Annotated in this window: 6 protein-coding genes; 2 read left to right on the top strand and 4 right to left on the bottom strand. The window is 59.3% G+C overall.

Translation table 11 applies throughout. The features are described 5' to 3' along the window. Positions 1–704 (bottom strand): phospholipase C/P1 nuclease family protein (locus tag SMC5_RS01090; RefSeq protein WP_126854900.1); only part of this gene is annotated, 704 nt, incomplete at its 3' end. Between the two features lie 241 nt (positions 705–945). Here SMC5_RS01090 and alr point away from each other — a divergent pair. Further along, on the top strand, positions 946–2,055 hold the full coding sequence (gene alr / locus SMC5_RS01085) for an alanine racemase (protein WP_119119244.1): 1,110 nt from the start codon (positions 946–948) through the stop codon (positions 2,053–2,055). A gap of 9 nt (positions 2,056–2,064) precedes the next feature. Here the strand turns inward: alr and SMC5_RS01080 are convergent, their stop codons facing one another. The 3 genes from SMC5_RS01080 to SMC5_RS01070 form a co-directional block, all read right to left on the bottom strand. Further along, the gene (locus SMC5_RS01080) at positions 2,065–2,235 is read right to left on the bottom strand and encodes a YvrJ family protein (RefSeq protein WP_119119243.1); all 171 of its coding nucleotides are present in this window, start codon (positions 2,233–2,235) and stop codon (positions 2,065–2,067) included. Positions 2,236–2,333: 98 nt separating this feature from the next. Beyond that, complete coding sequence (locus SMC5_RS01075; protein WP_119119242.1) at positions 2,334–3,107, bottom strand: DUF554 domain-containing protein; 774 nt, start codon at positions 3,105–3,107, stop codon at positions 2,334–2,336. Between the two features lie 15 nt (positions 3,108–3,122). Beyond that, positions 3,123–3,770, bottom strand: coding sequence for a hypothetical protein (locus tag SMC5_RS01070; protein ID WP_119119241.1), 648 nt, complete (start codon positions 3,768–3,770; stop codon positions 3,123–3,125). A gap of 78 nt (positions 3,771–3,848) precedes the next feature. Here SMC5_RS01070 and SMC5_RS01065 point away from each other — a divergent pair. After that, positions 3,849–4,174, top strand: a 326-nt coding sequence (locus SMC5_RS01065; protein ID WP_119119246.1) for a GTPase, incomplete at its 3' end; no start/stop codon positions are given.

Here is a 4,174-nt window from a genome sequence, read left to right as displayed (position 1 = left end):
GTCGCAATGTCCAGCGGAAGGGCGTTCTGCAACGCGGTTACAAACACCGGACTGTTGCGCGCAACCATTGCACCCTGATACTCCTCCAGGTTGTAGTGATGGTTGGTCGCTGATCCCATGAGCGTACCGAAGTTCCCGATACCCTTGAAAATGATGCCGACGGGCGCAGGAACACCGTGATATGGTTGAGTGGTGTCCTGCACATAGTGCATCGCCCGCGCGAGGTAGCGGAAGGTCCAGTACAGGTCGCCCTTCTCCCTTGCCTTGCCTGCCAAGTCAAAGAAGTACTGTGCACGCGACGGTGCGACGCCGAAGCGCAGCCAGCCCAAGCCATAATACTGGTGGCGCCATCCCTGAGAGCCGCCCGTCAGTACCTGCAGCGGGCTGAGATTGAGGTCCTGGTCCATCTTCCAGTCCGGCTCGTCTGCATAGTTGGTCAGGATGGCGGCGGCGCTGGTCACCGTGCCCGGCTTGCCCTCGATGTATTGCAGGACAAAGTTGGGTCCGACTGTGGCGGTATCTACGTCCTGGTAGGTCCACGGCGTGACGGTAATGCTGTCATACGTCTTGAGCCACTCCTGATCACTGATAATCAACTTCGTACAGGCACCATGGCTGTTCCAGGCGTCCACCGGACTGACCAGACAAAACAGCGCAAAAGCGACGACAAGTGCGGCACACAGCAGTTTCCGATTCCTCTTCATGGCTCCCCCTTTGTCGAGTGTTTCTGTCATTCGCATAGTTGTGCAGACCTGCCATGTTGCTGACGTCAACTGGAAACCCGGCACTCCGAAGCCCGGCAACGATCTGCTTGATGGGTAACATAGCTAGAATACTATAGTCGGGTTGAGCCTCCGACCAAACGTTCTTGACATGGGACTGGGCACCGGTACCATGGCATGAGGCCGGCAACCAAGACGGCCACATCTGGAGGAAACGAAGACGATGTATCGGCCTACTGTAGCAGAGATCGATCTGACAGCAATCCGTGACAACCTGCGGGCCATCCGGGCGTTCACTCCACTTAAGACGCAGGTCATTGGTGTTGTGAAGGGTGACGCTTATGGACATGGGGCAGTGCGCGTTGCGGCGGTGCTGGAACAGGAACAGGTCCGGCTGCTGGCGGTGGCGACGCCCGACGAGGCCGTCGAGCTCCGCGAGGGCGGCATCATGGCAGAAATCCTTGTTCTGGGGAACTCGCCTGCCGATTTCGTCCCGTATGCCGTCGCGAACAATATCGCGCTCACGACGGTCAACCAGGCGACGACGATGATGTACGGAGCGGCGGCGGGCAGTCATACGGTACGCCTGCACTACAACGTCGACACCGGCATAGGGCGCGCGGGCGTCCTGGCAGATGATGCAACGGAAGAGATCCTGTGCAGTGCCACGATCCCGAGCGTCAACATCGTCGGCCTCTATTCGCACTTTGCGTGCGCGGACTCCGACCCGGCGTTCACGGCGCTGCAGACAACACGGTTTGCAGCGGTGATACGCGAGGTCCGCGCGGGCGGCCTCCAACCCGCAATGGTGCACCTGGCCAATTCGGCAGGCTTGCTTTCATCTCCCGGTGTCATGCTCGACGGGGTGCGCCCCGGTATCCTGTTGTACGGCTGTCCGCCCGTCCCTGCCCCGACCTGCTCCGTACGGCCGGTCCTCGCGTTGCGGACAGTGCTGGAAATAGTAAAGGAGCTGCCGGCAGGCCACGGTATCGGGTATGGGAGGACGTTCATCACGGAGCGGCCGACCCGCATGGCTCTCATCCCCATCGGGTACGCCGACGGCTATCTGCGCGGACTGTCCAACAAGGCACATGCGATCGTGCGGGGACGGTTCGCGCCTGTCGTGGGTCGTGTCAGCATGGATGTCTGCGCCCTCGACGTCACGGACATCCCCGCCGCGGTGCCCGGCGACCGCGTGACCCTCATCGGCGAGCAGGACGGCCTTTCCGTCACCGCCCAGGAACTCGCGGAACTCATGGGGACCATCTCCTACGAGGTCTTGACTGGAATCTCGAAGCGCGTGCCGCGCGTCTACATCGACAAGAGCCCCTGAAGCACCGTATCAGGGCGTGATTACCGAACCATTGATGTGCAAACCAGCCTGAATGAGGTCGGCCAGCCGGTCAAGGCTTGCCTGCATCCGGTCCAGCTTGCTTCCGAATACTGTCAGCAAATACACAGAGATGGCGATTGGGAAGCCAATGTTGCCGATCAGCGTGACAAGTCCGTCCATGTCGTGCCTCCTTGGCAGGGGGCTGCCCTGCTCTCCTGTTATGGAGAGGCACGTATGGCGGACGCGCTTGTGGCGTCTCCCTGACGGGAGAAACGGGGTCAGACCAACTTCAGGGCGTGGAAAAGAAGAGCATACAGGACGGCGAAGATCAGGCCGGGCAGGAGGTTGGCCAGCTTGATCTTCTTCAGGCCCAGCAGGTTGATGCCGATGGCGATGACCATGAGGCCGCCCGTAGCCGTCAGCTCGTTGAGGATGTAGGGCTGCATCAGGAATCCCAGCGCGGAACCCAGCAAGGTCAGACTGCCCTGGATGATGAACACCGGGATAGCGCTGAATGCCACCCCGCTGCCCAGTGCCGCGGCGAGCGATATACTGATGACCAGATCGAGGATGGACTTCGTGTAGATGAGCGAGCCATTCCCGGTCATCCCCTCCTGAATGGACCCGATAATGGTCATGGGCCCGATGCAGTAAATGAGCACAGCAGTGACCAACCCCTCGGCCCACTGGCTGCCGGAAGCCACATGGAGTCTCTTCTGAAAGCGCTCGGCAGCCGCGTTGACCCTGTCTTCGAGCCGAAGGAGTTCTCCAACGACGACACCACTCACCAGAGCCATGACCATGATGACGGCATTGCCCGTCTTGAGAGCCATGCCGGTCCCGATCGAAGCAACCGCCAGCCCATTCGCGATGAAGATGGCGTTACGGGTGTCCTCCTTGAGGAACTTGCCGGCCAGCATGCCGATCACGCTGCCGACGACAATTGCGATGGCATTGACCGTGGCACCCAGAGGGAATCTGAGTACAAAATGCGCTGCCGCTCCCGAAGGAGCGGCGACCAGCGGCGCAACAATTGCCGAGAGAATACTCATGAACCGATGATGTTCCTAGACCTTGAGCCCCATGATTTCGTACATCGAGAAATATGCCTCAGCGTCGCCGAGTTCCTCGATGGCAGCAATGACGGCACTCTTTGTGTCCGCAGGCAGCGCGCGGAATGCGTCCGTGTCGCTGAGCTCGACGCCGGCCATGGAAACGGATACCGTACCGATGTAATCGTCGTCCATCAGTTCATTGGCCAGAACACGAGCCTGGTCCTCGGCTGGCATGAACAGGGCTTGGCCAAGATAGATGGCCTCGGATTCCTCGCCCTCGTCGTCACTCTCGTCGTCCTCGGCTTCCTTGTCCTTGACATCCGCGGCATCATCTCCGCCCTGGCAGCAGCAGGACCCGCCCTCAGCGTGCTCGTGACCGTCCTTGCAGCATTCACCCTCAGCGTGCTCGTGACCGTCCTTGCAGTGACCGCCTTCGCATCCGCAGTTGTCGTCGTCCCCGCCGCAGGAGCACTCTTCGCCGTCCTCTTCCATCTCGTCGGCCCACGGATGAAACCCCGAGATACGAACGGTGGCGCCGTCGACGTCACGCTCCACGACGACGTGAGACTGATCCTCGTCAAGGTGGTAGTGCCACTTCTTGAGAATCTCTTCGCCTTGCTCAATGCTTTCGATATTGTTGATAGCCACCTGGATCAGCATGGGAAACCTCCAATGAGATAGTATGGGATTCATTGTACACGTGTTTGTGTGGGGCGCAAAAGCCGGTAGACTTACATTATGAAGAGTGGATTCGTATCGATTTTTGGCAAGCCCAGCGTCGGGAAGTCGTCGCTGATGAATACTATCCTTGGTACCAAACTATCCATCGTATCGCCCAAACAGCAGACCACGTGGTACAACATTCTTGGCGTTCTCAACAAGAAGGACGCCCAGGTCTGTTTTGTCGACACACCCGGATATCACAAGGTGAGCAAGAGCAAGCTCAACAAGTATCTTGTGGAAACGGCCCTGCAGTCGCTGGAGGATGTCGAGGTTGTTTACTTCGTCATCGACCAGTCGGCCTATCCTGACGCCGAGTATGAGGAGATGTTCCCCATCGTCAT

Source organism: Candidatus Cryosericum odellii, from assembly GCF_003570935.1.
Lineage (GTDB): Bacteria > Caldisericota > Caldisericia > Cryosericales > Cryosericaceae > Cryosericum > Cryosericum odellii.
The sequence above is the reverse complement of the archived record's forward strand: the minus strand, read 5'-3'. Positions and strand labels throughout refer to the sequence as shown.

What these genes read in the sequence shown, in the direction of transcription:
- alr (WP_119119244.1), top strand. Translation starts at nt 946, where the DNA reads ATGTATCGGCCTACTGTAGCAGAGATCGATCTGACAGCAATCCGTGAC.
- SMC5_RS01080 (WP_119119243.1), bottom strand. Translation starts at nt 2,235, where the DNA reads ATGGACGGACTTGTCACGCTGATCGGCAACATTGGCTTCCCAATCGCC.
- SMC5_RS01075 (WP_119119242.1), bottom strand. Translation starts at nt 3,107, where the DNA reads ATGAGTATTCTCTCGGCAATTGTTGCGCCGCTGGTCGCCGCTCCTTCG.
- SMC5_RS01070 (WP_119119241.1), bottom strand. Translation starts at nt 3,770, where the DNA reads ATGCTGATCCAGGTGGCTATCAACAATATCGAAAGCATTGAGCAAGGC.